Here is a 24,203-nt window from a genome sequence, read left to right on the forward strand (position 1 = left end):
GTCTATGTCATTTGCTTCTCTTCGTTATTTGCTCGGGAATATCACTTACGCTGGTGCTCAGTTTGTGATTGTGATCCTGCTGAATAAATTCGGGTCATCGGCAATCGTGGGGCAATATTCGCTAGGGCTTGCAGTTACTGCTCCGATCTTTATGCTGTCGCATCTACATCTTCGTTCCGTATTAATCGTTGATTCATCGGGGAAATACAGTTTTGGAGACTTTCTGGGCTTACGGCTGATAACAACCGCCCTTGCGTTTACGATTACCGCAGGTTTTTGCATAATAAGTGGTTTGGATTGGAATACAGTATTGGTTATTTTCTTCATCGGTCTGTATAGAATCGTTGAATCAATCAGTGATATTTTATTAGGCATCGTTCAAAAGGAGGAGAGATTAGATCAAATCTCAATCTCCAGAATGGCAAAAGGGTTATTCTCCATTCTAATCTTCATCCTCGTATTTATCCCTACACAGAGCCTTGTTCTTGCCTTGTTAGTCATGATAATCGGATGGTTAGCGATAACGATTGGATATGATGCTCGTAAAGCGAGAATATACACTTCTCTCAGGCCACTCTTCAACAAAAGAAGCCTATGGAGTTTACTGATCGTCAGTTCACCGCTAGGCGTGGTATTGGCGTTGATGTCGTTAAATACGAATATCCCATTATATGCGATTTCCTATTTTAAAGGGGAGCATGACTTAGGTATTTATGCTTCACTCTCATATATGATTGTTGCCTGCAATGTTGTCGTCACCGCACTTGGTGAAGCCATAACACCACGTCTTGCCAGGTGGCACGCAGGCGGGAGACACAAGGAGTTTGTCACTTTACTCAGCCGAATGATAGCGATGGGTTTGGGGTTTAGTGCGGTCGCTTGTTTGATAGGGTGGTTGTTTGGCCACAAGCTGTTAACCGTATTATTCAGTTCAGACGTGGCAGGAGAGTTAGGGTTGTTTCATTGGCTGCTGGCGTCCACCATGCTGGTATTTATTTCATCCTACCTGTGGTACGCCATAACGGCTACCGGAAGGTACAAAGCTCAGATTCCATTGTTTCTGTGCACAGCATTCACTAATGGCTTGTGTTGTCTGATCTTCGTACCTCATTACGGGGTAGTAGGTGCTGCAATGGGGGCAAGTTCGTCGTTATTTGTACAGATGATTGGCAGTGTAGTTGTGCTGTATCGTGTCATCGGAAAGGCAAGAAATCGGGAACAGTCGGAAGCGGCAGCATAAGTTCTTGTTTTATAGGAAAGTAGGAAAGTAGGGACTTGTATGACATCTGTATCTGTTGTAGGGAAGCCCTACACCATGCACAATTTATTTCTGTTTGCGGTCATGGGGTACATCATATGCCTTCCGGCGCAGATTGATTTTGGGGGAGCCTTCCGTATCGCCCCGTCGGATCTCTTCTTAATGTTAGGTTTATTTGCCGCTGGATTCCATCTCAAATTGGACCGGAGGATATTCAGTTCATGGCATTGGGGCATGCTGTTCATTTTTGTTTTAGCTTCCTTTGTATCCATTTGGCGCAACGGCTTCATTACTCAATACGCCCTGCTGCAAAAAGATATTGGATTTATTCTCCTTTTGTTGACCTACATCATGCTTGTGCAAGCAGCAGATAGCTGGGAACGGTTATATAAAATGCTCCGATTTTTCCTGATCAGTGTGCTGCTCTTAAATGGTGTTGCCCTATTCGCTTTTTTCAGCGGAGTAAAGGTTCCGTTCATGGTGCAAGACGGGCGGTTGTCCGGCATGTTAATTGATCCCAATGCATACGGGGGATTGCTGGTGACGGCTTTTGCCATTCATATCATGACGAGTGGGGAGAAGATAAAGCTGCTGCGGGGATGGGTCAGCGTACTAGCGACGATAAGCTTAGCCGGGGGCATTATAATGACCTTCTCGCGCTCGTCTTGGATTGGTCTGTTCCTAGTATTACTTACACTTCTGATTACCAAACCGTCCAGACTGATCAAGATCGGTATGGGGTTTGGGGTGGCTTTTATAGCTCTGCTGCTGTATAAAGGCACCGCTTATCTAAATGTGCTGGAGTCTATGTCCAGCAGACCTTCGCAGATTCAGTCGCGTCTTGACATCATTGACAAAGCGGTGGATTGGATCGCACAAAGTCCGTTATTAGGCATTGGGCTTGGTTCCTATAATTACGAACTGCGCATTATTATCCACAACACCCCTATATGGTTTTTGACTGAATTCGGCTTATTGGGCTTGATTGTATATGGCGGATTTATGATTTGGTTCTTCATTGTGGGTATCCGTTCTTATCGTGCAGCAGATCCGATTCATAGACCAATTATTATGGCATTGCTGCTGTCCCATGCGGCGATGATTGGGTTATCGATGGGCATTGAGGCGTTATTCCAGCGGTATTGGTGGTTCATGATGGCGATGAACGGAGCTTGCATCCGGTTAACAGACAAAAACCTGAAAGGAGAGATGCCCTATCGAACCCAACACGTTGAAAGGCCAACTGGGCGCAAGCTTCGACAACGAGCAGAGCAACCTCAATAAAAGCTCAAGTAAGGACATCGGGAGTGTTCCAGCTGAGGAAGGCTTACAAGCAAAGGTTGCTTTTGTAGCCTCCATATATGGGCATTTCGAGAGTTTTCATTTACCTTACATGGCGTTATTACAGCAAAAAGGGTGTGAAGTCCATGCTTACGCTCAGCCGGGCGAAGCCAGACAGCGCTTGGAACAGCGGGGAATTGTATGTCACGACGTACCTATACAACGAAGTCCTTTACAGTTGAAGAATTGGACGGCTCTGCGGATCTTAACTAAAAGCTTCCAAGCGGAAAAATTTCAGTTCGTCCATGTACATACACCAGTGGCTTCGATTCTCGGACGGATTGCAGCCCATAGAACAGGTGTCCCCAGCCTATTGTATACAGCTCATGGTTTTCATTTTTTTAAAGGTGCTCCTCTTCTGAACTGGATGCTTTATTATCCGTTGGAGTATTTGATGGCCCGTTGGACGGATGTGCTGATCACTATCAATAGTGAAGATTATGAGCGCGCTCAAAAATTCCCTGTCCGAAAAAAAGTAACTTATGTGAGTGGAGTCGGGCTTGATCTTCAGGTATACGGTAGCGGTGAGAGGGATAATGAAGTTGCAAAAATGAAGGGGGAAAGTCGTCGCCAGCTATTTGATTTACCTAAGAGATACAATGATAATCCTTCATTCGTTGTTCTCTGCGTCGCTGAGTTAAATGCTAACAAGAACCAAAAACAGTTGATCCAAGCACTACATCATTTGGGTGATCAAGCAAGCGATATTCATCTAGCATTCGCAGGTACAGGTCCTTTCGAGCAAACTCTTGTAGAACTTGCTACTCGGTTAGGGGTTAGGGATCAGGTGCATTTTCTGGGGTTTCGAAGAGATATACCGGATTTGCTACAAGCGTGTGATGTTGCGGCACTCGTGTCCTATCGCGAGGGGTTACCCCGGGCGATTATGGAGGCGATGGCAGCAGGTAAACCCGTGATCGGCACACATATTCGGGGCATTCGCGATTTGATTGAGCATGAGTCAACGGGCATGTTGGTTCCAGTAGATGATATTGCTGCTACGGCAAAAGCACTGGTTCAACTGCGAGCGGACGCAGCTTTGACCGCAGCAATGGGGAAAGCGAATAAGGACAGGATTATTCGCTATGGATTGCCTGCGGTGCTTTGTGAAATGGACTCGATTTATATAGAAGCGCTGAATGAACCAGGGATAAAGCCATTTCCGTCTGAATTACAACCGGGTCTGACAGCAGATAGATAATTCATTCTCGCATATAAGACAACATACGAATAAACGAATAATTAGTTAATTAGGGAGAAAGAAGTGATGAAAATGCGGATCGTACGTTTAGTCATGTTGGATGCGGGAATTATAGCGGCTTCAGTGTGGCTTGTGTTTTTACTTCGGTTTGATTTTCAAATCCCTGAGCAGTACATGTGGATGCTTCCGTGGGCGATACTCATTCACATTATGGTGTACGCAGCGTTCTCATTTGGATTCAAGGTGTATAACAATATCTGGCGATACACCGGTATAGGTGAGTTATTGCAGCTGCTAAAAGTGAGTGCTTTAACACTCTGTGGAGTGGTCGCTGTCAATGTATCTACGCATGTATTCGTCCCTTCTTATCGATTGCCGATTTCGATTTATTTTGCAGCGGGATACGTATTTCTCGGCATTGCCGGCTTACGTTTAGTAAACCGTCTCATCAACGATAGATTTGAAACAGCGGGGGCAAAGGGTTCATCCGAAGGCAATCTGCTAATCGTAGGGGCAGGGAAAGCAGGCATCCTCGTTACCAAAGATATCAAGCATTCAAGATTTAAATTCATGAACCCAGTCGCCTTCATAGATGATGATATCTCAAAGCGCAAGCTGGAGCTTATGGGGTTGCCGATTGTCGGTAACCGTAACTTCATTCCCCAGGCAGTCGAGCAGCTGGATATTTCGTTCATTATCATCGCTTTGCCTACGGCTCCACAAAAGGAATTACTGGAGATCATCGAAATCTGCAAATCTACCAAAGCTCAGATCAAGTTAATGCCCAGTATGACCGATATTTTGGACGGGAAAATGGCCATTAACATGATCCGTGAAGTATCCGTAAATGATTTGCTGGGGAGAAGCCCAATAGAAATTAATACGGAAGAGATTCGTGAGAATTTGGGAAGCGAGTGTATTCTCATCACCGGTGCAGGCGGTTCAATTGGTTCGGAGTTATGCCGGCAATTGGCTGCGTACCGTCCGAAGGAAATGCTGCTTTTGGGGCATGGAGAAAATAGCATTTATCTTATTGAACAAGAATTGCGGCAGTTATATCCCGATCAGATCATTCATCCCATTATAGCGGACATTCAGGATGTATCGCGGATTGATAACGTTTTTCAAAAATTCCGCCCCTCCATTGTGTATCATGCCGCTGCTCACAAGCATGTTCCTCTTATGGAGATGAATCCAGTAGAGGCAGTTAAAAATAATGTGATCGGCACAAGGAATGTAGCGGAAGCGAGTGCTAAATATGGCGCTAAACGGTTCATCCTCATCTCATCGGATAAGGCGGTTAATCCTACCAGTGTTATGGGTGCCACGAAACGAGCCGCGGAAATGATCATTAATGATCAGAATTCCTTAAGCAAGACGGTTTTTGCTGCTGTACGTTTTGGTAATGTGCTGGGCAGTAGGGGAAGTGTCATTCCGTTATTCAAAAGACAAATCGAAAACGGCGGCCCGGTGACGGTTACACATATGGATATGGTGCGTTACTTCATGACGATACCCGAAGCGGTACAGTTGGTTATTCAAGCAAGTGTGCTGGCACAAGGGGGAGAAGTGTTTGTGCTGGATATGGGTAAGCCAGTTCGTATATACGATCTAGCGAGGGATTTAATCCGCTTGTCGGGTCTCGAGCCTGACAAAGATATTCCCATTGTGGTCACTGGCATTCGTCCTGGAGAAAAATTGTTTGAGGAGCTTTTGACTGAAGAAGAAGGGTTATTGGTCACTAACAACTACCGTATTATGATTAGCCGCCCGCAAAGTGTCTCCAGATCTGAACTGAATTTGGTGTTGGGGGTTCTGGAGAACTTGTGCAAACGGTATGAACTGATGCCAAGCAGTCATCAGATCAAAAAACTGCTAAAGCAGCTAATTCCAAGCTATTCGGGTTTTCAGGAAGAAACGCAGGTGGGCACACATGATCTTGAACGCATTAAATCCGAAGTTCATGCGGGAATCTGACCTATGAAGTCGACTAAGCATTCATGGAGGACAAGATTATGGGGCAAGCGCGACAAGCCAATTACAGGTAAACGTTCACGCATGCGGCGGGTGGGACGATACAGCCTGATTGTTATTCTTGTTGTGGTTGTAGTAGGGGGGATCTGGATTGGAGGGATATTGAATCCAGAGCATCGTTTTAACAAGGCGATTCTTAACCCCTTGACGATCCCTAGCTCTAATGTGGTTACGGACAATGAAGAGATGGTACAGTCGCTCAGCACACCAGCCCCACAAGCGCAAACGGATGAGCTTATCCTAACAACGCCTACACAAACTCCAGTTGCGGCGATATCCCCAGCAGACAAGAAAAGCTCATCCTTTAATGTAGTGCTAATTGGAACAGACACTTGGGGCGGAGAAAGCTCGCGGGCAGATACGATCATGGTTGCCCATGTGATGCCGGATCAACGGAAGGTGAATATCGTATCTGTGCCGCGGGACACGCGGGTTTATGTGCAGAATGTCGGTTATACCAAGATCAATCATGCACATATCGTTGGTGAGACAAAGGGTGGGAATCAGCAGGGTACGCTGACACTGATTCAAGCCGTTAGTGATTTTATGAATATTCCTATTCATTACTACATCAAGACGAACTTCTCCGGTGTTCGTGATTTCATCGATTCGATTGGCGGGATCGATATGCTAATTGATCAGGATGTGACCATCACTCCGGAGATCACCATCAAGAAAGGTGAGCAGCATCTGGATGGTGCCCACACGCTTTATTTAGCAAGGGAGCGCTACTCGACTCCGGAGGGTGACTTTAGCCGCCAACGGGAGCAATTCAATATCGTTCGGGCTGTAGCCAAAAAGCTATTAAGTCCGGAGCATATTCCTGATCTAGCTGGACTGCTACTGCGTGAAAAGAAAGACATTATTGATACGAGTTTTAGTGACAGTGATTTGATGAGCTTAGCTTGGCTATTCAAGGGAATGGATTCCGCGGATTTTGCTTACGAACAGATTCCTGGCCATAACAGCTCTGCTCTAGATCCGCTCGTCCGAACTAAAGTGTATTACTGGAGTGCTAATTCGGAAGAGGTAAAGTCACTCACAGAACGTCTTTTTACGGAATAAGAGAAAGGCGGGGGGATGACTACCATGTATCGCCATATGAAGCGGGGCTTCGATTTGGTGGGAGCGATCTTTATGTTAGGTGTGTTTAGTCCGGTCATGGCTGTAGTGGCGTTGCTGATTCGGATAAAGTTGGGAAGTCCTATTTTGTTCAAGCAGCAGCGGCCGGGAATGGGAGAAAGACCCTTCTACATCTACAAGTTTCGAACCATGGCTGAAATGTATGATGCGCAGGGCCAGCCGTTATCGGATGCTCGGCGTTATATCAAATTCGGCGGATTGATTCGAAAGCTGAGTCTGGATGAGCTGCCGCAACTAGTAAATGTTGTGAAGGGAGAAATGAGCCTGATTGGACCAAGACCTTTGCTCATCCGTTATAGCCCGCATTACTCTGAACGGGAGCGGCTGCGATTCACTGTAAGACCCGGAATCACGGGATTGGCGCAGGTATCTGGACGTAATACTTCGGAGTGGAAACAGCGGCTTTCCTATGACGTGACCTATGTTGAGAAGCTGAGCTTTAGATTAGATGCGTTGATCTTATGCAAAACTGTGCTGAAGGTGATCCGCCAAGATGACGTTGTGGCCAATCCGGGTGAGCATAGTCTGCCGCTCGATGAGTACAGAATGAACCAAAAGGAGGGGTCGGCATGAATTTGCGGTTTAGTCCGCTTCAGGAAGATGATATTCACCTTGCATGCCGGCTCTTACAGAGCAACTTGCCAGAGTCGGTCTACAATCAAACCATATTCGCCTGTGGCGGTTATCCCGAATATTTGAAAGCAGCATGTAAATGCGGAAGCCATTCAGCAACACTGCTGATTGGTGCCTATTCTGAAGATCTTCTTATTGGATTCGCTGAATGGAGAAGAATGGAGCAGATGCTGGTTCTGAATAACTTGAATGTGGACGCAGCTTATCGAAAAGACGGCATCGGCGGCAAGCTTATGGCGTACGGGGAGACGTTAGCCCAAAAGGATGGCATTTCGAAGCTGGCACTTGATGTATTTTCGTGGAATGCGCAAGCTCATGCTTGGTATTTGCGGCTTGGTTTTGCAGAGGAAGGCCGGACTTACTGGTATGTAAGAGATTTGGCTCCATCGATTGATAGGGATAGAGAAGCATTGGCGTACATCATAGATGATTACCCGATGGCAGAAGCACATCATCAAAAGTATGGATTCTCTTCTCTTAAGATTAGAACGAAGGAAGAGACTTCAGTAGTGGGCCGGTTAGGTGAACAGTATTATCGTATCCAGCTGCAAAGTGGAGGGTGGAGTGGCTGCAATCTTTTGACAGACGTATTAATGGATTTAGACCGGGAGAAAAGGCTGCTGTTGCTTTCTTCAGATGCTTATTTGCGTGAGCGAGACCCCGAGCTAATCTTAAGCACTGAAAGTATACGTATGATCAAAATATTGGAGAATCAAGAGGTGTTGTATGAGTAACTTCATCGTGCTAGGCAGCTCTAGTTCAGAGGAATGGGATGCCTATTTGAACCAGTTAGAGACGAAGGATATCTATTTCTCCTCAGCGTTTTTTCGGCTGTTTGAGGACGGAGAGCACCAGCAGGCAGAGCTGTTTGTATTCAAGCAGGGAGACCAGCTCATCATTTATCCTTACTTGCTTCGTTCCATAAGCCATCTTCCTGCTGTAATCCAACTGGGGCTTGAAGGTGATTGGTACGACATTAGTACACCTTATGGATACGGGGGACCGATATCGAATCTCCCTCCAGGAGCCGAACGAAGTGAGCTGTACCGGCAATTCAGTGAAACGTTCACGGATTACTGTAGAGAGAAAAAGATCATGACTGAGTTTGTGAGATTTCATCCCTTAATAGGCAACGCTACGGAATATCAAAGCGGGCTTACTACCGAGTGGAATAGAAATACAATTTATATTGATTTGACTGTGGGTTCGGAGGCAGAGCTTATCCGGAATTATGGCAGCAATCATAAACGGAATATTCACAAAATAAAGTCTGCGCCCTTTACAATTCGGAACTCCAATCTGAAAGATCGTATTGAGTCCTTCAGTGAATTGTATTACGGAACACTAAATGATTTACAGGCGGATTCTTTTTATTATTTCCCCAAAAAATTTATAGAAGATACTAGTTATCTACTTGAGGGGAGAGTAGAGCTATTCGAAGCTATGGTTGGGGAGAAAACGGTGGCAACCAGCATCGTGTTACATGAACGACCGTGGATGCATTATCACCTATGTGGTTGGGATCGCGCCTATCTGCAGTGGTCACCTACCAAATTGCTAATTCACGCAGCAGCCAGGTGGGGGATGGAAAATGGCTTTGAACGTTTTCATCTTGGCGGGGGATATAAGGGGAATGACGACTTATTTCAATTCAAGCATAGATTCGCGACACAACTGGAACCCCTTGACTATTACTTAGGTAAACGAATTTTTTTTCCAGAGTTGTATGAGCGGATCATATCCTTTTGTGACACTAGAGTATCAGGAAGTTACTTTCCGCTCTATCGGCATCCAGATCTCGATATGATATGTATTCCATCTGGAGAAATCGGTCCAAATGGAGAAAGGAGCTTCGCATGAGCATTCGTCAAACGAGCATTCTGCCACGAATCTTGTTATCCCCGCCGCATATTAGTGGACGTGAGCAGGTCTACATGGAGGAGGCGATACACTCTGGTTGGATTGCTCCTATTGGTCCGCAAGTCGATGCGTTCGAGCGGGAGATGGCCGCCTACACAGGATCAAAGGGTGCACTAGCGTTAAGCTCTGGCACGGCGGCGATTCATCTCGCACTTCGTCTAGCCGGTGTCACACAAGGAGATTACGTGATCTGTTCAACGCTCACGTTCGTTGCTAGCGCCAATCCTATTTTATATTTGGGGGCCACCCCCGTATTTGTCGATTCAGAGCCTGAGACCTGGAACATGTGTCCGCTAGCTTTTCAGCGGGCCTGCCAAGATTTGAATGACAAAGGACTGCTGCCAAAAGCGGCTGTTGTCGTCAATTTATACGGACAAAGCGCAGATATGGAGCCCATTGTAGAAATAGCTGACCGATATGGAATTACCTTGATTGAAGATGCTGCCGAATCATTAGGTGCTTTCTATCAAGGCAAGGCCAGCGGAACCTGGGGCCAATTCGGAATCTATTCTTTCAACGGAAATAAGATTATTACAACCTCAGGTGGGGGCATGCTCGTATCCGACGATACCGAAGCCTTAAAACAGGCGCGCTTCTGGTCTACGCAAGCCCGAGACACTGCCCCTCATTATCAACATTCCGAAATGGGATACAACTATCGGTTAAGCAACCTGTTGGCAGCTATAGGACGCGGTCAATTAGAACTGCTTGAAGAGCGAGTTGAACGGCGCAGATCTATTGGCCGGCGATATAGGGAACGTTTAGGTTCCATACCGGGTCTTCGTTTTATGCCGGAAGCACGCAATTGTCGCAGCACGCACTGGTTGAGTGCGCTGACCATCGATGAAGAAGTGGCGGGGTTCTCTTCACGACAACTTCTGTCATGTCTGGAACAGCACAATATCGAAGCTAGACCTGTATGGAAACCGCTACATTTACAACCCTTGTTCGAGAGCAATTACTACTATCCTTACAGTGAGGAATACAGTGTATCAGATAACTTATTTTCAACAGGTGTCTGCCTGCCTTCTGGAAGCTCTTTATCGGATGAGGATTTGGAACGTGTCATTTATGCGATAGAGACATGTAACCAATACCGTTGATTCATCTTATTTAGCCTTCCATCCGCTGGCAGCTGATCCGCTTTCCTTCACATACAAAGTGGCTTGTGCCGTGCCATCCGTTCGCATGGCCAGACTGCCAACTGGGGCGGTTACGACTCCCTCGGGCGAACCCTCCACTATGAACACCGCGGGCAACACTGCCCCGCCAGTGAGGCGAATGGCCCGTTTGAAGTTACCGTAGGTCGAGAACCATTCAGGAAGCGAATAAGGATTATACAAGGTACCTAGTGATGTGCCTTGCATACCGATTAGTGTTTCGAATTCTAGAATTCGCTTTACTTTCACTGCCCGGGTATCGAACACAGCTACATTATTGAGGCGCAGAGACGGTTTAGCTGCACCGTAAGAAGAGACTAGCACTACCTGATTGGTTCCGCTATTGCGGACGATCATATTGTCGACAGTAGCCATGACGTCAGACTCCGTTGTGAATAAATGCAAAGTACTGCCCGTTAAGTCCTGTGCATCCATCGTCCCCACATAAAGATCTCCTCCGTCGATTCGGACACCACTTGCTAAGGTGGAACCCGAGCCGTACATTCCTAACGAACCGATATGCAACCTTGGTTTACCTCCGGCAGCATTAAACGCTGCATAGATCGCAGGGCCTCCGATGCCATCGAACTTGGCGCTAGCGATATCAATAAATTGTGAATAGATCGTCTGTAGACCGAAGTTAGCTTTATGATCGGTGGAGCGGATAGCCAAATGATTGATTTTCAGCGTCAGTCCATAGGACAGTAAGGCTGGACTTACCGATCCGCTTACACGCATATCTAGTGAACCGATGTCGAGTGTCCAGAGTCTAGCGATAGCATCTGTAAGCCCTGCTGATAGATCGTTACCGAAACCAATGGTAGTCAAGGAGTCGAATCGCTGATAAAAGCTGCGCGTTCCTTTAAAGACGTCGGGTTCAAGATCGAGAGAGTTAGCGCCAGTAAAACCCGGTGCGCCACCGCGGCTATTATTCAGGACTGCTCTGTTGACATGAAGCTGGTCTACAAAATGGACCACAAAGTTCTTTCGTCCAGCAGTCTCACAGCGTGCATATCCGATGTGCACATTAACGGTGGGGATTTCTTCTGTCCCCCCAACGAAGATATTATCCCCATAGCAATCGTGAGAGTACACTGACTCTATCGTTATATTTTGCGAAGAAGAAATGAACAAGCCGTGAAGCTGATCGTTGACGGCTGTTTTAACAGTCGATGCACTTCCATCAATTTCAAGGGTGCCCGCGATTGTAATATTTGAGGCATTTAAGATGACTAGAACCCTAGTGTCTGAGGGTGGATTCGGGGCAAGCACAAGTTTGGAGCCGGCTTCAAAGCTTAAATTCGTTTTGGCCGGAATTCGAAGACACCACCAGTCGAGGACGGAGGGGTTACGCATGCGTCCCGAAGATACCTTATATACACCAGGAGGAAAGATTACTACTTTGTTTTTGGCGTTTCCCGCATTGATAGCATTTTGAATCGCTACTGTATCGTCCTTGATACCGTTTCCTACAGCGCCGTACGATCGGACGTTCACATAACCGTTAGTCTCAGGGTCTAATTTAATAGATGTGACCGCACCATCAGAAAGGATGGACGTAGTCACCGAGCTGTCTGGAATAGGGGCAGTAGCCATATACTTCACTCCTTTATACTTTGATTTTGTATTTTATGTGAATTTTTCGGGGAATGCACGGTACAAAGATCACTCTTAGCGGGCGAAAGGAGTTTTTTATTTTGAAGGTATTGGTAACTGGGGGGTTAGGCTTTATTGGGTCCCATGTGGTTGATCGGCTAATAAAAAAGGGCATAGAAACTGTAATTGTAGATAATGTATCCGGAGCCTCCGGTCTGACTTATATGAATCCTGCTGCGGTTTTGTATAAGTACGATATTCGGGATGAGACTTTGCATGAGGTGTTTAACCTTGAAAAGCCAAATGCAGTCATTCATCTGGCTGCACAGATCGACGTCAGAGAATCACAGCGGAACCCGTTATTTGATGCGAATGTGAATATTGTTGGCACGCTGAATGTACTGCGCATGTGCGAGATCCATCAGGTTCAAAAGCTAGTTTATGCCTCATCGGCAGCGGTTTATGGGAACCCGGAATATTTGAGCATTGATGAGCAGCATCCCTTAAATCCCGAGTCCTGCTATGGTGTATCCAAAAGTGTACCAGAGTCATATATTCGGATGTTTGCCAGCTTACATGGGCTAAAATATACGATACTGCGTCTCGCTAATGTATATGGGCCAAGGCAAAGTTCACATGGGGAAGCTGGCGTTGTTTCCGTTTTTCTGGATCGTATAAAGCAAGGGGAGGATCTCGTTATCTATGGGGACGGTGAGCAGACTAGAGATTTCGTCTATGTGGAGGATGTGGCGCAGGCGTTCGTTGATGCGGTTCAGACCGACGGCAGAGTGAATAATGAGACGATGAATATTAGCTGCGGAATACCAACCTCGATAAATACGATGGTTCGGATATTAGGGGACATCACGGGTCGGGATTTCCTGACAACCTATGCGGATCCTCGTCCGGGGGATATTCTCCATAGCTATTTAAACAATCAAAAAGCCCAGGAATTATTGTCTTGGTTCCCTAACCATAACTTTCATACCGGGCTGGAAAAAACAATTACTGACCGCTTAAGTGTAGGAAGCGCAGTAGATCATTAAAAGCACCCATTGAAAGGGGCACTCCGCATGGAACGCAAAATGAACTCGGAAATGTTCGTTCTTCGTAGTGTAGCCTGCTTAAGTATAGCCCTGCTGCATGCTCTTTATCGGGTTTATGACGATGGAAATACACCTTGGGTAGAATCGGTGGGTTTACTGCTAACGTTTGGCACACCTGTATTCGTATTTATCTCCCAATTCGTGTTGTCATTTGCCTATCCCAATGAAATTCCAGCGAGATTTTGGGAGAAAAGAATCAAGTATATTTTATTGCCTTACTTTTTTTTCGGGACCTTGTATGCAGGACTAAAAGGATTGGAGATGTCGGGTAGTGACGGCATTCCTTTGCTGCAGGCTTTTTGGTATTACCTCTGGCGTCATTTGCTGATTGGAGATTTCCATGGCTATTTTATACTGATTATCTTTCAGTTTTATGCTTTATTCCTCTGGTTTCAGACGTATGCGAAGCGGCTTAACCCCCGCAATATTCTAATCGTATCGTTCCTTATTAACGTTATCTATTTGGGTTTCTTCAACTTTACTACGCCCGCAGATACGGCTGCCGCCCATTATTTCTGGGATAAAATGTACTGGATTTTCGCACCTGGTTGGATTTTTTACTTTACAGTAGCCTATTACTTGGGACGAAATGAGCTGTGGTTCCGGGAAAAATTAAAAAAGTTCCGCATAGCCGTATACACGCTCCCGGTTCTGACAGGTGCGCTTGTGCTGTTCGTGAATAGTCAAGGCTGGATAACGGCGCATAGCTCCAAAAGAATTGATATGCTTCTATTCGCCTTAAGCATGATTTTGCTGCTCTTCTCCGTGGCATCGAAAATGAAGAAAGTGCCACGTGTACTGGAATGGAGCAGCAGATACTCTTTTGGCATATACTTGCTTCATCCTTTGCTATTGGCTATATTCGTCAAGCTTCCAGTTTCATTCGGGTTGCAAAACCTTGGGCTATTCAGTGTTCTGCTGCAATTTGTTGGTTGTGTGGTAGGCTCGGCACTTATAATGAATTTAGCGAATCGAATTCCTGGCGGAGCGTATGTATTCGGTCGGATCGGTGTAGGGATAAACCCAAGCAAACCACCGAAATCGCTGGATAAGCCGATAACTCCGAGTATTGGGAATGCAAACTAGCTTGAACTTGACCGGCCGCTAATCGTCTGTGTTTAGGTGATTAGTGGTCTTTTTTTGTTTTTGCATTTATTGCGATTACTTCGCTAATTACATTGCTAATTACATCGCACTAGCAGCATCCTCTCAATTCTCATTAAAAAAGCAAAATAGTTGTAAAAAGTACAATTAAGCTCTTATGCTCGCAGCTTTGGGGCAGTTTAATTGCATATTTTACAACTATTATTCTAGAATCCCGCCATATTGAGGCAAATGCTCGTATTTAAGTGTACAGAGTGCAACTAAATCCACAAAGGCTACCTTCAAAGCGTATATAGTTGCACAAAATACAATTAAACAAACTTCGTCGTAACCTCGCATTAGCTACACTGTGCGTTTGCGGTAGATGCAATTAAACTAACTTCGTCGTTACCTAACATTAGCTACACTCTGGCACATTGGCGGCAAAGTCCCAGTATAATTGTTGTATTGTAGTCAGTTCACACGAGGTTTTGTTTGTTCGGACCGTATTGCAGCTATTTTCACTTTTTAGTTGATTTTACGATAGTTTCGGACTGTATTGCGCTTATTTCCATAAAAACACACATTATGGAAGCTACTTTACACGAATAGCTGCATCTAAGTCCGATAATTTAGCAAAATGAATGAAATTATTAAAATAACGGCTCCTCAGTCCGATCTATAGTGAGGGGGATCTAATTAGATGAACTTCGATTATAGTCGAAGGGAACTAAATTAGTTAGAATAATTAGGTAGTCCCTTTATGGTTTTTTACATCCAGAGAATAATGCATCGTGCAGAATATTAGGAGGAAATGAATAGTGGAACTTGGAGTAAGTACATTTGTCGAGACCACACCTGATGTCCAAACGGGTGAGACAATAAGTCATGCAGAACGACTACGTGAAGTAGTGGAGGAAATTGTACTTGCCGAAGAGGTGGGATTAGATGTATACGGAGTAGGTGAGCATCATCGGCATGATTATGCGGCATCTTCACCTGCGGTTGTACTGGCTGCAGCTGCTTCGTTGACTACTAAGATCCGGTTGAGCAGTGCTGTAATGATCCTGTCTTCAGCCGATCCGGTGCGTGTGTTTCAGGACTTTGCAACGCTGGATGGAATTTCGAACGGACGTGCGGAGATTATGATCGGCCGGGGTTCGTTTACAGAGTCTTTTCCTCTATTCGGATATGATCTGAAGGATTATGAAGAACTGTTCAATGAGAAGCTGGAATTGTTATTAGCCATCCAAAAGTCAGAAAAAGTGACCTGGAAAGGCAAACACCGAGCAGCTATAGAAAATTTGGGGATTTACCCGCGTCCGGTTCAAGATCCTTTACCGATTTGGATCGGGAGTGCAGGAAGTCCAGAGTCTGCGATCCGCACAGGATCACTAGGTTTGCCTTTTGTTTTAGCGATTATAGGGAATGTTCTACCGCTGGATTATGCGTCACATGTGCAGCTTTACAAAAAAGCAGCAGCTGAAGCCGGGCGTGATATTTCAAAATATCCAATCGCTTCGCATTCACACGGGTTTATAGCGGAGACTAATCAGTTAGCGCTGGAGAAATTTTTCCCTTCAACGCATGCCCGGACCAATGTGCGGGCGAAGGAAAAAGGAACACCTCCGTACCATCGTGCAGATTATGATGCAGCGTGCAGCTTAGATGGCGCCCTTTACGTAGGTGATCCAGAAACTGTTGCTAATAAAATCATTCATCTGCGCAAGCATGTGGGAATTACGCGATTCTTTTTACATGTGCCGCACGGCACGATGCCTCATGAGGATGTTATGCAGGCGATTAGACTGCTGGGCACCGAAGTGGCCCCACGTGTTCGGGAAGAAGTAGCGCGCTGGGAAGCAAGTAATCGGTAATTTAGTAAGCTGCGTCCTTAGGACGTGGCTTTTTTTGTAAGGTATACTGAAGAAATGAATAACGTTTTATACAGGAGGGGCAATGGATAAAATTCATTATTTATCTCAATTCAATTTGCTTCAATCGTTAGGACTGGAAGATCTAATTGAAATGGAAGAATTAACGCGAATAACAGTAGTCCCCAAAAATACATATATCCAAACACCGTCAACCTTTTCTGAAGGACTGTTTTTTGTGAAAAAAGGGAAGGTTCGTTTATACCAATTAAATGCAAACGGTAAGCAATTTACATCGGATATCCTTAATGAAGGCAATGTTTTTGGTGAAATGGGTGTGATTTCTTTTGGAACGAAGGAACATTATATTGAAACGATTGAGGAAAGCCATATCTGCACAATTGATCCTGGAAGGTTTGAAGAATTCATCTCTCACCGGCCTAGGTTTATGATGTCATTATTGCAAGTATTGAGCGACCGCATAAAAAGTATGAGTCAGTTAACGCAAAATCTAGCCATCGGAAATTTGCATGATAAAATATTGTGCGTTCTTTTAAAGTTAGTGGATCAGCATGGGGTTGAGCATAAGGATAATTGTTACAAAATTAATGTTCCTCTATCGCATCAAGAAATCGCTAATTTAATTGGGGCCAGCAGAGAGGCTGTAACAGTGGCACTACAAGAATTGGTGAAAGCTGAAGTTATTCGGACAGGGTTCAGAACTATCTATATCCAGCGAGACAAGATCTTGGAAAGAAATATAACTTAGCTATTGAGTTGTAAACGAGATTACAGCTTCATTTTTAGAAACAACGGTATCCTAGCTATGACATGAAGGTGATTTAAGCTCTCAAATCATAGTGAAGGGACGATTTCCATGGAACACAGGAAGGGCGCTCGGAAGGTTACTGAAATTCCCGTTGAGATTGTAGAACTGCTGAATAAAGGATATTTACAGACCGTGAATTTAACGGAATGGCTTGCTGTGGATCATCTTATATTGCTGGAAAATGTACTAAGTGAGCTAGGTTTTGAACAGGAAGCTAAACCAATTTTACAAAGGCTGAATGCGTTATCGGAAAAGAAAATCATGAAGCTCATCCCGGTGATTTCACGTGAGTGGCAGCTTCTATTTGACTGTAAATCACAGCTGGAACGTTCCCGACTATTTGCTGTGTTAGCTTATCATTACTCCGATAGTGTTCGCTGCTGGGCTGCTTATATCGTGGGGCAGAATCATCAATGGAGTCTAGTTCAAAAACTAACAGCAATCCGTCCTTTTGCAGCGGATGGTCATTTTGGGGTGCGTGAGATTTCTTGGATGGCTTTGAGGGAATCAGTCATTGCCGAGCTGGAAGCGTCCATTGAATCGTTAAAGGTTTGGGTTCATGACCAGGACGCGAATATTAGGAGATTTGCGGTCGAATTGACGCGTCCACATGGGGTATGGGCAAAGCATATTACAGCGCTCAAAGAAAATCCAGCGATTGCCCTACCGCTATTAGAACCGCTTAACTCTGATCCGGCAAAATACGTTCAGGATTCTGTAAGCAATTGGTTAAATGATGCTAGCAAAAGCAATCCGGCATGGGTACAGCAAATTTGTGATGAATGGTTGAACCTATCAGGTACCAAGGAAACAAAGCGGATTGTAACCCGGGCTACAAGAAGTATTACTGATCAAAAATAAAATTAGTGCATCACTTTAGACTGGATAATCAAACGTCAAACACTATGGGCTAATAAGTGTTGGCGTTTTTTATTATGGAGTTAACTTGGATAATTCAAGAGAAAGACTACTTCCTATTTATTATTTAAACCAAACTTCGTGAAAATATTTATATTGTTAATCCTCAGGTCGTCTGTTATACTCAGAAACACCAAATGTTATAAAAACTAACACTGATTAGAGGAATGGAGGATTTTCGTATGAAAAAACAAATAATTCGTAATGTAGGCCTCACGTTATCCATGTTTTTAGTGGTGAATTCGTTATCCATTGTCATGTATGCTAACACATCGAATGATGCGTATAAGCCAAAAACCCATGTTCTGAAGGCGAATTCGGAGACTGTTCGATGGGGGAATATTGGTAAGGGAGATCCAGCTCTGACTGTACATTCGGGAGACATCGTAACGGTTGAGGCTATTACACATCACTCTGGTGATGATTACGAGCGGATGATTAAAGGAGATGCGGGAGTGGAGGATATTTTCCACTGGATTGAAGGGGAGAAGAACGAAGCGCTCCGCGGGCCAGGCGTACATATTATGACGGGTCCCATCGCAGTAGAAGGTGCTGAACCAGGGGATGTGCTGGAAGTGAAGATTCTGGACATGAAGCTGAGACCTAATGGAAATGAACAATACGCTGGAAAAACATATGGCGTGAATGCCGCGGCGAACTGGGGTTATCTATACGGAGATATGGTGGAGGAGCCGAAAAAGCGTGAGGTAGTAACCATCTATGAGATGGATACGGAGGGTGGAACAGATTATGCAACAGCTGTATATAACTACAAATGGTCTGTGCAAACCGATCCGGATGGTCAAGTGCACCCGACAATTGACTACCCGGGTGTTATCGTTGACCATAAAACGATTGATAAGAATTTCGATGTGCTAAAAGGTGTGAAAATTCCGGTGCGTCTCCACTTTGGTACAATGGGTGTGGCGCCGAAAGAAGCGGATGTTGTTGACTCCGTTCCACCTTCTTACAACGGCGGTAACGTAGATGATTGGCGGATTACCGAAGGTGCAACGATGTATTATCCTGTATCCGTAGCTGGTGCACTACTGTCGATCGGTGACCCGCATGCCGGTCAAGGCGATTCGGAGATTAACGGTACTGCGATTGAGACATCGGTCACTGGGGATATACAAGTTATTCTTCATAAAAAAACATCGCTTAACAACAAGCTGAAAGGTTTAAACTTCCCATTACTTGAAAATGAGAACGAGTGGGTCGTGCATGGATTCAGCTACGCTAATTATTTGGAGGAGCTGGGGGCTAGTGCTCAGACGGATATCTTCAACAACTCGTCCATCGACAAAGCAATGAAGGATACCGCTCATAAAACAAAAGATTTTTTAATGGCTGGAATGGAATTGAGCGAAGATGAAGCGTACTCTCTGATGTCGGTGTCAGCTGATTTTGGAATTACACAAGTGGTGGATGGAAACTGGGGCGTTCACGCCTTAATTGATAAAGGTCAATTCGGCGATTCCGAGCGCAAGCCCGTGGTTTTACGGAGCAGTTTTGAGAACTTTGGAGCAAAGGTTGGCTGGCAGCCAGCCACTAAGACAGTTACGCTGAGCTACAATGGTAATGTACTGGAGATGAAGGTTGGAGCGACAACGGGAATTTACAACGGAGAGACAGTGAAGCTTGTAGCCCCATTAAGTGTTGTGAATGAGAAGGTTGTGGTCAGCGAATATTTCGTGAACTTTTATAAAGCTAAGCTGGCTAAGACAGAGTAGGACGAAATAGCAATTATTTGATAATTCTAATAAAAATCCAGATGAGAAAAGAACCGTCTTTATAGGCGGTTCTTTTTCTTATATATTTAAGCCGTCTTGATTTTTGTGGCGTTTCAATAAAATTTGGTTTTCTACACGTACCAGTCCATCCAGACAATAGATTGATTCATGCATAAACCGTTCCATCTCTTCAAGATTCTCAACTAAGATGTGAATATGCAGAATACAAGGTCCTGTCATTTCGTATAATACAGCTACACGTTCGTTTTCTTTTAATGCGTCGACGATATGATTCAAATGAGCAGGTTCTACTTCAAGTTCCAGGTAGGCGGAGATTTTCTTTCCTAACTTTTCGGCACTGATGACAATCGAGAACTGTTCAATAATCCCTTGATTGACTAGCCGATCAATACGGTCTTTCACCGCGACACTTGATAAACTGACTTCTTTAGCTAGATCAGTATAGGAAATTCTGCTGTTTTGGGCCAGCCGCATCAAAATATGGTTATCGATAGGATCTAGCATGCGGATTCGTTCACCTCTTTTTTCGTAATTGTATCAGAAAAAAAGTGGAAATGCCTAGTAGCGCTTTACAGTAGAAGTGTGTGACGGCATTCTCTGCTGAAGATAGTTGACATAAAAGAATTATTTCACTATACTGGCTGTAATCTTATATACGATATACGTTGAAGGAGCCCAGTAGTAACTTAGTCCCTGTTCCAGAAAGCCGGGGGTTGATGAAACCCGGTACACACTAAGCTTGCGAATTACACTTTGGAGTATCTCGGGTAACACCGAGCGGAATGGCGAACGATATCTCGTCAAGAGTGGTATCAATGGTATGCTTGAGCATAAGCGTTTCATGGGTGCAATCTGGGTGGTAACACGGTTATTCAATCGTCCCTATGTCTACAATAGACAAGGGGACGATTTTTTTGTTTTTAAATATAAGGATTTATAGGGTTCACTTCATCAATGATCCTTATATTTCTCGCTGAAACGGTACCGTCCTAATCAGGAGGGCAAAGCCGTTTCCGCTTGGCGGACTGATGTTTCATTATAGGATAACTACTAATTTTGAGGGGTGTAAGGCAATGAATATTATCGACGAACTAGAATGGCGCGATGCCATCAATCAACAAACAGATGCCGAAGGGCTTAGAGAACTGACCAATCAAAAATCGGTATCCCTGTACTGCGGTGTAGATCCAACTGGTGACAGTATGCATATTGGCCACTTGATTCCGTTCATGGTGCTCAAAAGATTCCAGCTGGCAGGACATCGTCCGGTTATTCTAATTGGTGGGGCTACGGGAACGATCGGTGATCCAAGTGGACGTCAATCCGAGCGCTCTTTGCAAACGCTGGAGCAAGTCCAAGCCAACGTTGATGCACTTACAGCACAAATGAAAAAATTGTTCGTGACTGATGGCGACAATCAAATCCGCATGGTGAACAACTACGATTGGACGCATAAAATCAATGTTATCGAATTTTTGCGTGACTATGGTAAAAACTTCAGTATCAATTCGATGCTTGCCAAGGATGTTGTAGCGAGCAGATTGGACAGCGGAATTTCCTTTACGGAATTCTCCTACCAAATCCTGCAATCCCTGGACTACCTGCACCTGTTCCAGCATGAAGATGTGCAGCTGCAAATCGGTGGTTCTGACCAATGGGGGAACATCACAAGTGGCTTAGATCTGATTCGTAAAAAAGAAGGTTCTGAAGCGGTGGCATTCGGACTTACCATCCCGCTTATGCTGAAAGCCGATGGTACAAAATTCGGTAAAACAGCTGGTGGAGCCATTTGGTTGGATCCGAACAAAACGACAGCTTTTGAATTCTACCAGTTCTGGGCAAATACAGATGACCGTGATGTTGTGAAATACCTGAAGTACTTTACATTCCTCTCTAAAAAGCAAATTGATGCACTAGCAGAAAAGGTGCAAACCGAACCGCATAAACGTGAAGCGCAAATAACACTGGCTGAAGAAATGACCAGATTCGTGCATGGTGAGGAATTGCTGGAGCAGGCTAAACGCATTACTGCCGCTCTGTTCAGTGGAGATATTAAATCTCTGACCGCTGACGAGATCGAGCAAGGCTTCAAGGAAATGCCGACCTACGAAACGACATTGGAGTCCAAAAATATCGTGGAGTGGCTGGTAGATCTAGGAATTGAGCCATCCAAACGTCAAGCGCGTGAAGACATCACCAAAGGCGCAATTTCCATGAACGGTGAAAAAGTTAGCGATGTAGCATTTGAAGTTACAGCCAGCGAAGCCATCGGCGGACGTTTTATCATTATCCGTAAGGGTAAGAAAAACTACAGCCTGGTGAAATTGTCCTAATAATAAGAAGCCTTCCTTATGAATAAGGAAGGTTTTTTGTTGTATTTTAAGTATAGAGGCAGACTATTTGCATATTAAGTGAAATTTGAAAGGTGAAATCGTCAAAATTATGGTAAGCTTAGGATTCGTGTGATTTATGGATTAACATGATATTCTACAACTATAACAGAAAATTAGGAGTGGTAATTTGAGAAGACAAAAACCAATGACCATGGAAGAATTGATGAATGAGTTACAAGGACAGAAAACGTATCAAGAAGATCCCAATCACATCTCTTTCGAGAAATTGTTTAATGAAGCGTTTATGAGTAAGTATTCCAATTACAAAAGTTTCGATGAGTTTGTAACCAAAGGGAACTTTCAAGTAAAGACAGAAGAAGATGTTGCTGACATACCTGATGAACTCTTTGATCGTCATGTTGTTAGGGAGACGAAGTTTGCGGATTGGAAATCCATGTTGGAAACAGCAAATAGAGAATACGTCCGTAATTAATAAGACTTAGTCTCTAACTACCGTTAGTTAGACTCATCCACAAAGAAACTGCACACCCTTATTGCTTTGTTCCAACGGACAATGGGGAGTGCAGCTTTTTTATGCCCAGTTATTCGACCAGCTATGATGTTTTACTCATCGTTGACTTGCAGATCTATGATTTAATTGAACAAATAGGAATTAGGTTCTACAAAGATAGTATTACATAGGAGGGGCAGAATCGTATGACTGCATGTATACAAACCTCTAAGCAGGAGACCCTTCATGTCATGTGGAAAACCGTCTCAGAGGATTGTAATCTAGCCTGTGATTATTGCTATTACAGTACAGCCGGGGGACATCCTCAGCAACCGATCCGGGTGATGGATACGGAGCTTCTGGAGCGGTTTATCGCTCAGTACATGAAAAGATCATCAGGGATAGCGACTTTCTCTTGGCAGGGTGGGGAGCCATTATTGGCCGGACTTTCGTATTTTGAACAAGTGATTTCATTTCAAGCTAAGTACGCTCCGCCTCATACGATGATCAGTAATGCACTGCAGACCAATGGAACGCTTATCCATGAGAAATGGGCGAAATTTTTTAAACGGTATAACTTTTTGGTTGGGATTAGTCTGGATGGCCCAGAGCCTATTCATGATGCTCATCGTGTAACGGGTTCGGGGAAAGGCAGTTATAGTCTAGTTATGCGTGGGATTCGTCATTTACAGAATGAGGGTGTGGAGTATAGTATTCTAACGGTGATTCATGAAGATAACGTGACGAAACCAGAGGAGTTGATGGCATTTTATCTAGAACATACCTTTCCGAATATTCAGTTTATCCCCTGCATGGATTTTGTTTCTCAGAAAAGTGATGTAGCGGGACGTTTCCGAATTACACCTGAACAATATGGAGTCTTTTTATGCCGTACATTTGACCTTTGGTACAACGGTGGGTATCCAGAGCTTCCTATTCGTATTTTTGAGAATATGCTTCTTGTATTCATGCATCGTGAGGCAGAGTTATGCGTTCACAACTCATGTTGCCCGAAGATGATGGTGCTTGAAACGAACGGGGATGCCTACCCTTGCGATTTCTTTATTGATGAAGAGCATAGGCTAGGAAATATCGGCCAAACTGACCTGAAAGCGCTGCTAACCAGCCCAGTATATGATGATTTTTTGTTAATGAAGCCCAATATGAATGAATCATGCTATAAGTGTGAGTACCTTAGCTTTTGCAATGGGGGATGTCCGCGCAACCGGAATTGGCTTGATGTTAATGATCGGACTGAGGTTGATTATTTCTGCCATAGTTACAAAATGTTCTACTCACACGCCTATGAACGCATGTTATTACTGGCGAACCGACTTAGATCGGAGCGGATGCTGGAGTACAGGAAAAGTGCAAAACCACTTCCAGGTCGAAATGATCCATGTCTCTGCGGAAGCGGGAAGAAATTCAAAAATTGCTGTCAGGCATTATAGCTTTGACTAGATAAGGTTGTCCCAACAGTCATGCAAAGGATTGGAAACAACCTTTTTG

Annotated in this window: 20 protein-coding genes; 18 read left to right on the top strand and 2 right to left on the bottom strand. The window is 44.6% G+C overall.

The window, feature by feature from the left end; translation table 11 throughout:
• Nucleotides 1–4: 4 nt before the first annotated feature.
• The 9 genes from MKY63_RS23480 to MKY63_RS23520 all read left to right on the top strand — a co-directional run bounded on the left by MKY63_RS23480 (nucleotide 5) and on the right by MKY63_RS23520 (nucleotide 10,633).
• The gene (locus MKY63_RS23480) at nucleotides 5–1,240 is read left to right on the top strand and encodes an oligosaccharide flippase family protein (RefSeq protein ID WP_076106248.1); all 1,236 of its coding nucleotides are present in this window, start codon (nucleotides 5–7) and stop codon (nucleotides 1,238–1,240) included.
• A 75-nt stretch (nucleotides 1,241–1,315) separates the two neighbouring features.
• Nucleotides 1,316–2,542, top strand: coding sequence for an O-antigen ligase family protein (locus tag MKY63_RS23485; protein WP_076146451.1), 1,227 nt, complete (start codon nucleotides 1,316–1,318; stop codon nucleotides 2,540–2,542).
• The gene (locus MKY63_RS23490) at nucleotides 2,490–3,800 is read left to right on the top strand and encodes a glycosyltransferase family 4 protein (protein WP_081389304.1); all 1,311 of its coding nucleotides are present in this window, start codon (nucleotides 2,490–2,492) and stop codon (nucleotides 3,798–3,800) included. Before MKY63_RS23485 ends, MKY63_RS23490 begins: the two co-directional genes overlap by 53 nt.
• A 66-nt stretch (nucleotides 3,801–3,866) precedes the next feature.
• Nucleotides 3,867–5,777: a nucleoside-diphosphate sugar epimerase/dehydratase gene (locus tag MKY63_RS23495; RefSeq protein ID WP_076098954.1), complete on the top strand. Its 1,911-nt coding sequence runs from the start codon at nucleotides 3,867–3,869 to the stop codon at nucleotides 5,775–5,777.
• A 3-nt stretch (nucleotides 5,778–5,780) separates the two neighbouring features.
• A complete protein-coding gene (locus MKY63_RS23500) occupies nucleotides 5,781–6,899 on the top strand; it encodes an LCP family protein (protein WP_339809920.1) in 1,119 nt (372 codons plus the stop codon).
• 24 nt (nucleotides 6,900–6,923) lie between these two features.
• A complete protein-coding gene (locus tag MKY63_RS23505; protein ID WP_063829847.1) occupies nucleotides 6,924–7,550 on the top strand; it encodes a sugar transferase in 627 nt (208 codons plus the stop codon).
• Complete coding sequence (locus MKY63_RS23510; protein ID WP_076274770.1) at nucleotides 7,547–8,344, top strand: GNAT family N-acetyltransferase; 798 nt, start codon at nucleotides 7,547–7,549, stop codon at nucleotides 8,342–8,344. The genes MKY63_RS23505 and MKY63_RS23510 overlap by 4 nt, the downstream gene beginning before the upstream one ends.
• Nucleotides 8,337–9,470, top strand: a complete 1,134-nt coding sequence (locus MKY63_RS23515) for a GNAT family N-acetyltransferase (protein WP_076274771.1) — start codon at nucleotides 8,337–8,339, stop codon at nucleotides 9,468–9,470. Before MKY63_RS23510 ends, MKY63_RS23515 begins: the two co-directional genes overlap by 8 nt.
• The gene (locus MKY63_RS23520) at nucleotides 9,467–10,633 is read left to right on the top strand and encodes a DegT/DnrJ/EryC1/StrS family aminotransferase (protein WP_076098957.1); all 1,167 of its coding nucleotides are present in this window, start codon (nucleotides 9,467–9,469) and stop codon (nucleotides 10,631–10,633) included. The genes MKY63_RS23515 and MKY63_RS23520 overlap by 4 nt, the downstream gene beginning before the upstream one ends.
• Before the next feature lie 6 nt (nucleotides 10,634–10,639).
• Here MKY63_RS23520 and MKY63_RS23525 read toward each other — a convergent pair whose 3' ends face one another.
• Nucleotides 10,640–12,286, bottom strand: coding sequence for a glycosyl hydrolase family 28-related protein (locus tag MKY63_RS23525; RefSeq protein ID WP_076274772.1), 1,647 nt, complete (start codon nucleotides 12,284–12,286; stop codon nucleotides 10,640–10,642).
• A 101-nt stretch (nucleotides 12,287–12,387) separates the two neighbouring features.
• On the opposite strand from MKY63_RS23525, the gene MKY63_RS23530 reads away from it, so the two are divergent.
• From MKY63_RS23530 to MKY63_RS23555, 6 genes are all read left to right on the top strand, one after another.
• Complete coding sequence (locus MKY63_RS23530; protein WP_076274773.1) at nucleotides 12,388–13,332, top strand: NAD-dependent epimerase/dehydratase family protein; 945 nt, start codon at nucleotides 12,388–12,390, stop codon at nucleotides 13,330–13,332.
• A 27-nt stretch (nucleotides 13,333–13,359) separates the two neighbouring features.
• Entirely contained in the window at nucleotides 13,360–14,478 is a 1,119-nt protein-coding gene (locus MKY63_RS23535; protein WP_339809925.1) for an acyltransferase family protein, read from the top strand.
• 818 nt (nucleotides 14,479–15,296) lie between these two features.
• Nucleotides 15,297–16,352: an Atu2307/SP_0267 family LLM class monooxygenase gene (locus tag MKY63_RS23540; protein ID WP_036688226.1), complete on the top strand. Its 1,056-nt coding sequence runs from the start codon at nucleotides 15,297–15,299 to the stop codon at nucleotides 16,350–16,352.
• Between the two features lie 82 nt (nucleotides 16,353–16,434).
• Nucleotides 16,435–17,118 carry a Crp/Fnr family transcriptional regulator gene (locus tag MKY63_RS23545; protein WP_339809927.1) on the top strand — a complete coding sequence of 228 codons (684 nt, stop codon included), beginning with the start codon at nucleotides 16,435–16,437 and terminating at the stop codon, nucleotides 17,116–17,118.
• 108 nt (nucleotides 17,119–17,226) lie between these two features.
• The gene (locus tag MKY63_RS23550) at nucleotides 17,227–18,039 is read left to right on the top strand and encodes a DNA alkylation repair protein (protein WP_339809928.1); all 813 of its coding nucleotides are present in this window, start codon (nucleotides 17,227–17,229) and stop codon (nucleotides 18,037–18,039) included.
• Between the two features lie 239 nt (nucleotides 18,040–18,278).
• Complete coding sequence (locus MKY63_RS23555) at nucleotides 18,279–19,829, top strand: acetamidase/formamidase family protein (protein WP_339809929.1); 1,551 nt, start codon at nucleotides 18,279–18,281, stop codon at nucleotides 19,827–19,829.
• A 78-nt stretch (nucleotides 19,830–19,907) separates the two neighbouring features.
• Here the strand turns inward: MKY63_RS23555 and MKY63_RS23560 are convergent, their stop codons facing one another.
• Complete coding sequence (locus MKY63_RS23560; RefSeq protein ID WP_339809931.1) at nucleotides 19,908–20,354, bottom strand: Lrp/AsnC family transcriptional regulator; 447 nt, start codon at nucleotides 20,352–20,354, stop codon at nucleotides 19,908–19,910.
• Nucleotides 20,355–20,923: 569 nt separating this feature from the next.
• Between MKY63_RS23560 and tyrS the strand changes: the two genes are divergently transcribed.
• The 3 genes from tyrS (at nucleotide 20,924) to MKY63_RS23575 (ending at nucleotide 24,145) form a co-directional block, all read left to right on the top strand.
• On the top strand, nucleotides 20,924–22,183 hold the full coding sequence (gene tyrS, locus MKY63_RS23565; RefSeq protein ID WP_339809932.1) for a tyrosine--tRNA ligase: 1,260 nt from the start codon (nucleotides 20,924–20,926) through the stop codon (nucleotides 22,181–22,183).
• A gap of 205 nt (nucleotides 22,184–22,388) precedes the next feature.
• Nucleotides 22,389–22,676, top strand: a complete 288-nt coding sequence (locus MKY63_RS23570) for a hypothetical protein (protein WP_036688213.1) — start codon at nucleotides 22,389–22,391, stop codon at nucleotides 22,674–22,676.
• Between the two features lie 224 nt (nucleotides 22,677–22,900).
• On the top strand, nucleotides 22,901–24,145 hold the full coding sequence (locus MKY63_RS23575; RefSeq protein ID WP_038571746.1) for an anaerobic sulfatase maturase: 1,245 nt from the start codon (nucleotides 22,901–22,903) through the stop codon (nucleotides 24,143–24,145).
• Nucleotides 24,146–24,203: the final 58 nt, after the last annotated feature.

Source organism: Paenibacillus sp. FSL R7-0189 (assembly GCF_037969925.1).
GTDB lineage: Bacteria > Bacillota > Bacilli > Paenibacillales > Paenibacillaceae > Paenibacillus_AQ > Paenibacillus_AQ odorifer.

Bases quoted from the DNA above. Each gene is read 5' to 3' on its own strand.
- MKY63_RS23525 (WP_076274772.1), bottom strand. From the start codon at position 12,286: ATGGCTACTGCCCCTATTCCAGACAGCTCGGTGACTACGTCCATCCTT.
- MKY63_RS23570 (WP_036688213.1), top strand. From the start codon at position 22,389: ATGACCATGGAAGAATTGATGAATGAGTTACAAGGACAGAAAACGTAT.
- MKY63_RS23480 (WP_076106248.1), top strand. From the start codon at position 5: ATGTCATTTGCTTCTCTTCGTTATTTGCTCGGGAATATCACTTACGCT.
- MKY63_RS23505 (WP_063829847.1), top strand. From the start codon at position 6,924: ATGTATCGCCATATGAAGCGGGGCTTCGATTTGGTGGGAGCGATCTTT.
- MKY63_RS23545 (WP_339809927.1), top strand. From the start codon at position 16,435: ATGGATAAAATTCATTATTTATCTCAATTCAATTTGCTTCAATCGTTA.
- MKY63_RS23560 (WP_339809931.1), bottom strand. From the start codon at position 20,354: ATGCTAGATCCTATCGATAACCATATTTTGATGCGGCTGGCCCAAAAC.
- MKY63_RS23485 (WP_076146451.1), top strand. From the start codon at position 1,316: ATGCACAATTTATTTCTGTTTGCGGTCATGGGGTACATCATATGCCTT.
- MKY63_RS23510 (WP_076274770.1), top strand. From the start codon at position 7,547: ATGAATTTGCGGTTTAGTCCGCTTCAGGAAGATGATATTCACCTTGCA.
- MKY63_RS23515 (WP_076274771.1), top strand. From the start codon at position 8,337: ATGAGTAACTTCATCGTGCTAGGCAGCTCTAGTTCAGAGGAATGGGAT.
- MKY63_RS23555 (WP_339809929.1), top strand. From the start codon at position 18,279: ATGAAAAAACAAATAATTCGTAATGTAGGCCTCACGTTATCCATGTTT.
- MKY63_RS23550 (WP_339809928.1), top strand. From the start codon at position 17,227: ATGGAACACAGGAAGGGCGCTCGGAAGGTTACTGAAATTCCCGTTGAG.
- MKY63_RS23575 (WP_038571746.1), top strand. From the start codon at position 22,901: ATGACTGCATGTATACAAACCTCTAAGCAGGAGACCCTTCATGTCATG.
- MKY63_RS23495 (WP_076098954.1), top strand. From the start codon at position 3,867: ATGAAAATGCGGATCGTACGTTTAGTCATGTTGGATGCGGGAATTATA.
- tyrS (WP_339809932.1), top strand. From the start codon at position 20,924: ATGAATATTATCGACGAACTAGAATGGCGCGATGCCATCAATCAACAA.
- MKY63_RS23500 (WP_339809920.1), top strand. From the start codon at position 5,781: ATGAAGTCGACTAAGCATTCATGGAGGACAAGATTATGGGGCAAGCGC.
- MKY63_RS23535 (WP_339809925.1), top strand. From the start codon at position 13,360: ATGGAACGCAAAATGAACTCGGAAATGTTCGTTCTTCGTAGTGTAGCC.
- MKY63_RS23520 (WP_076098957.1), top strand. From the start codon at position 9,467: ATGAGCATTCGTCAAACGAGCATTCTGCCACGAATCTTGTTATCCCCG.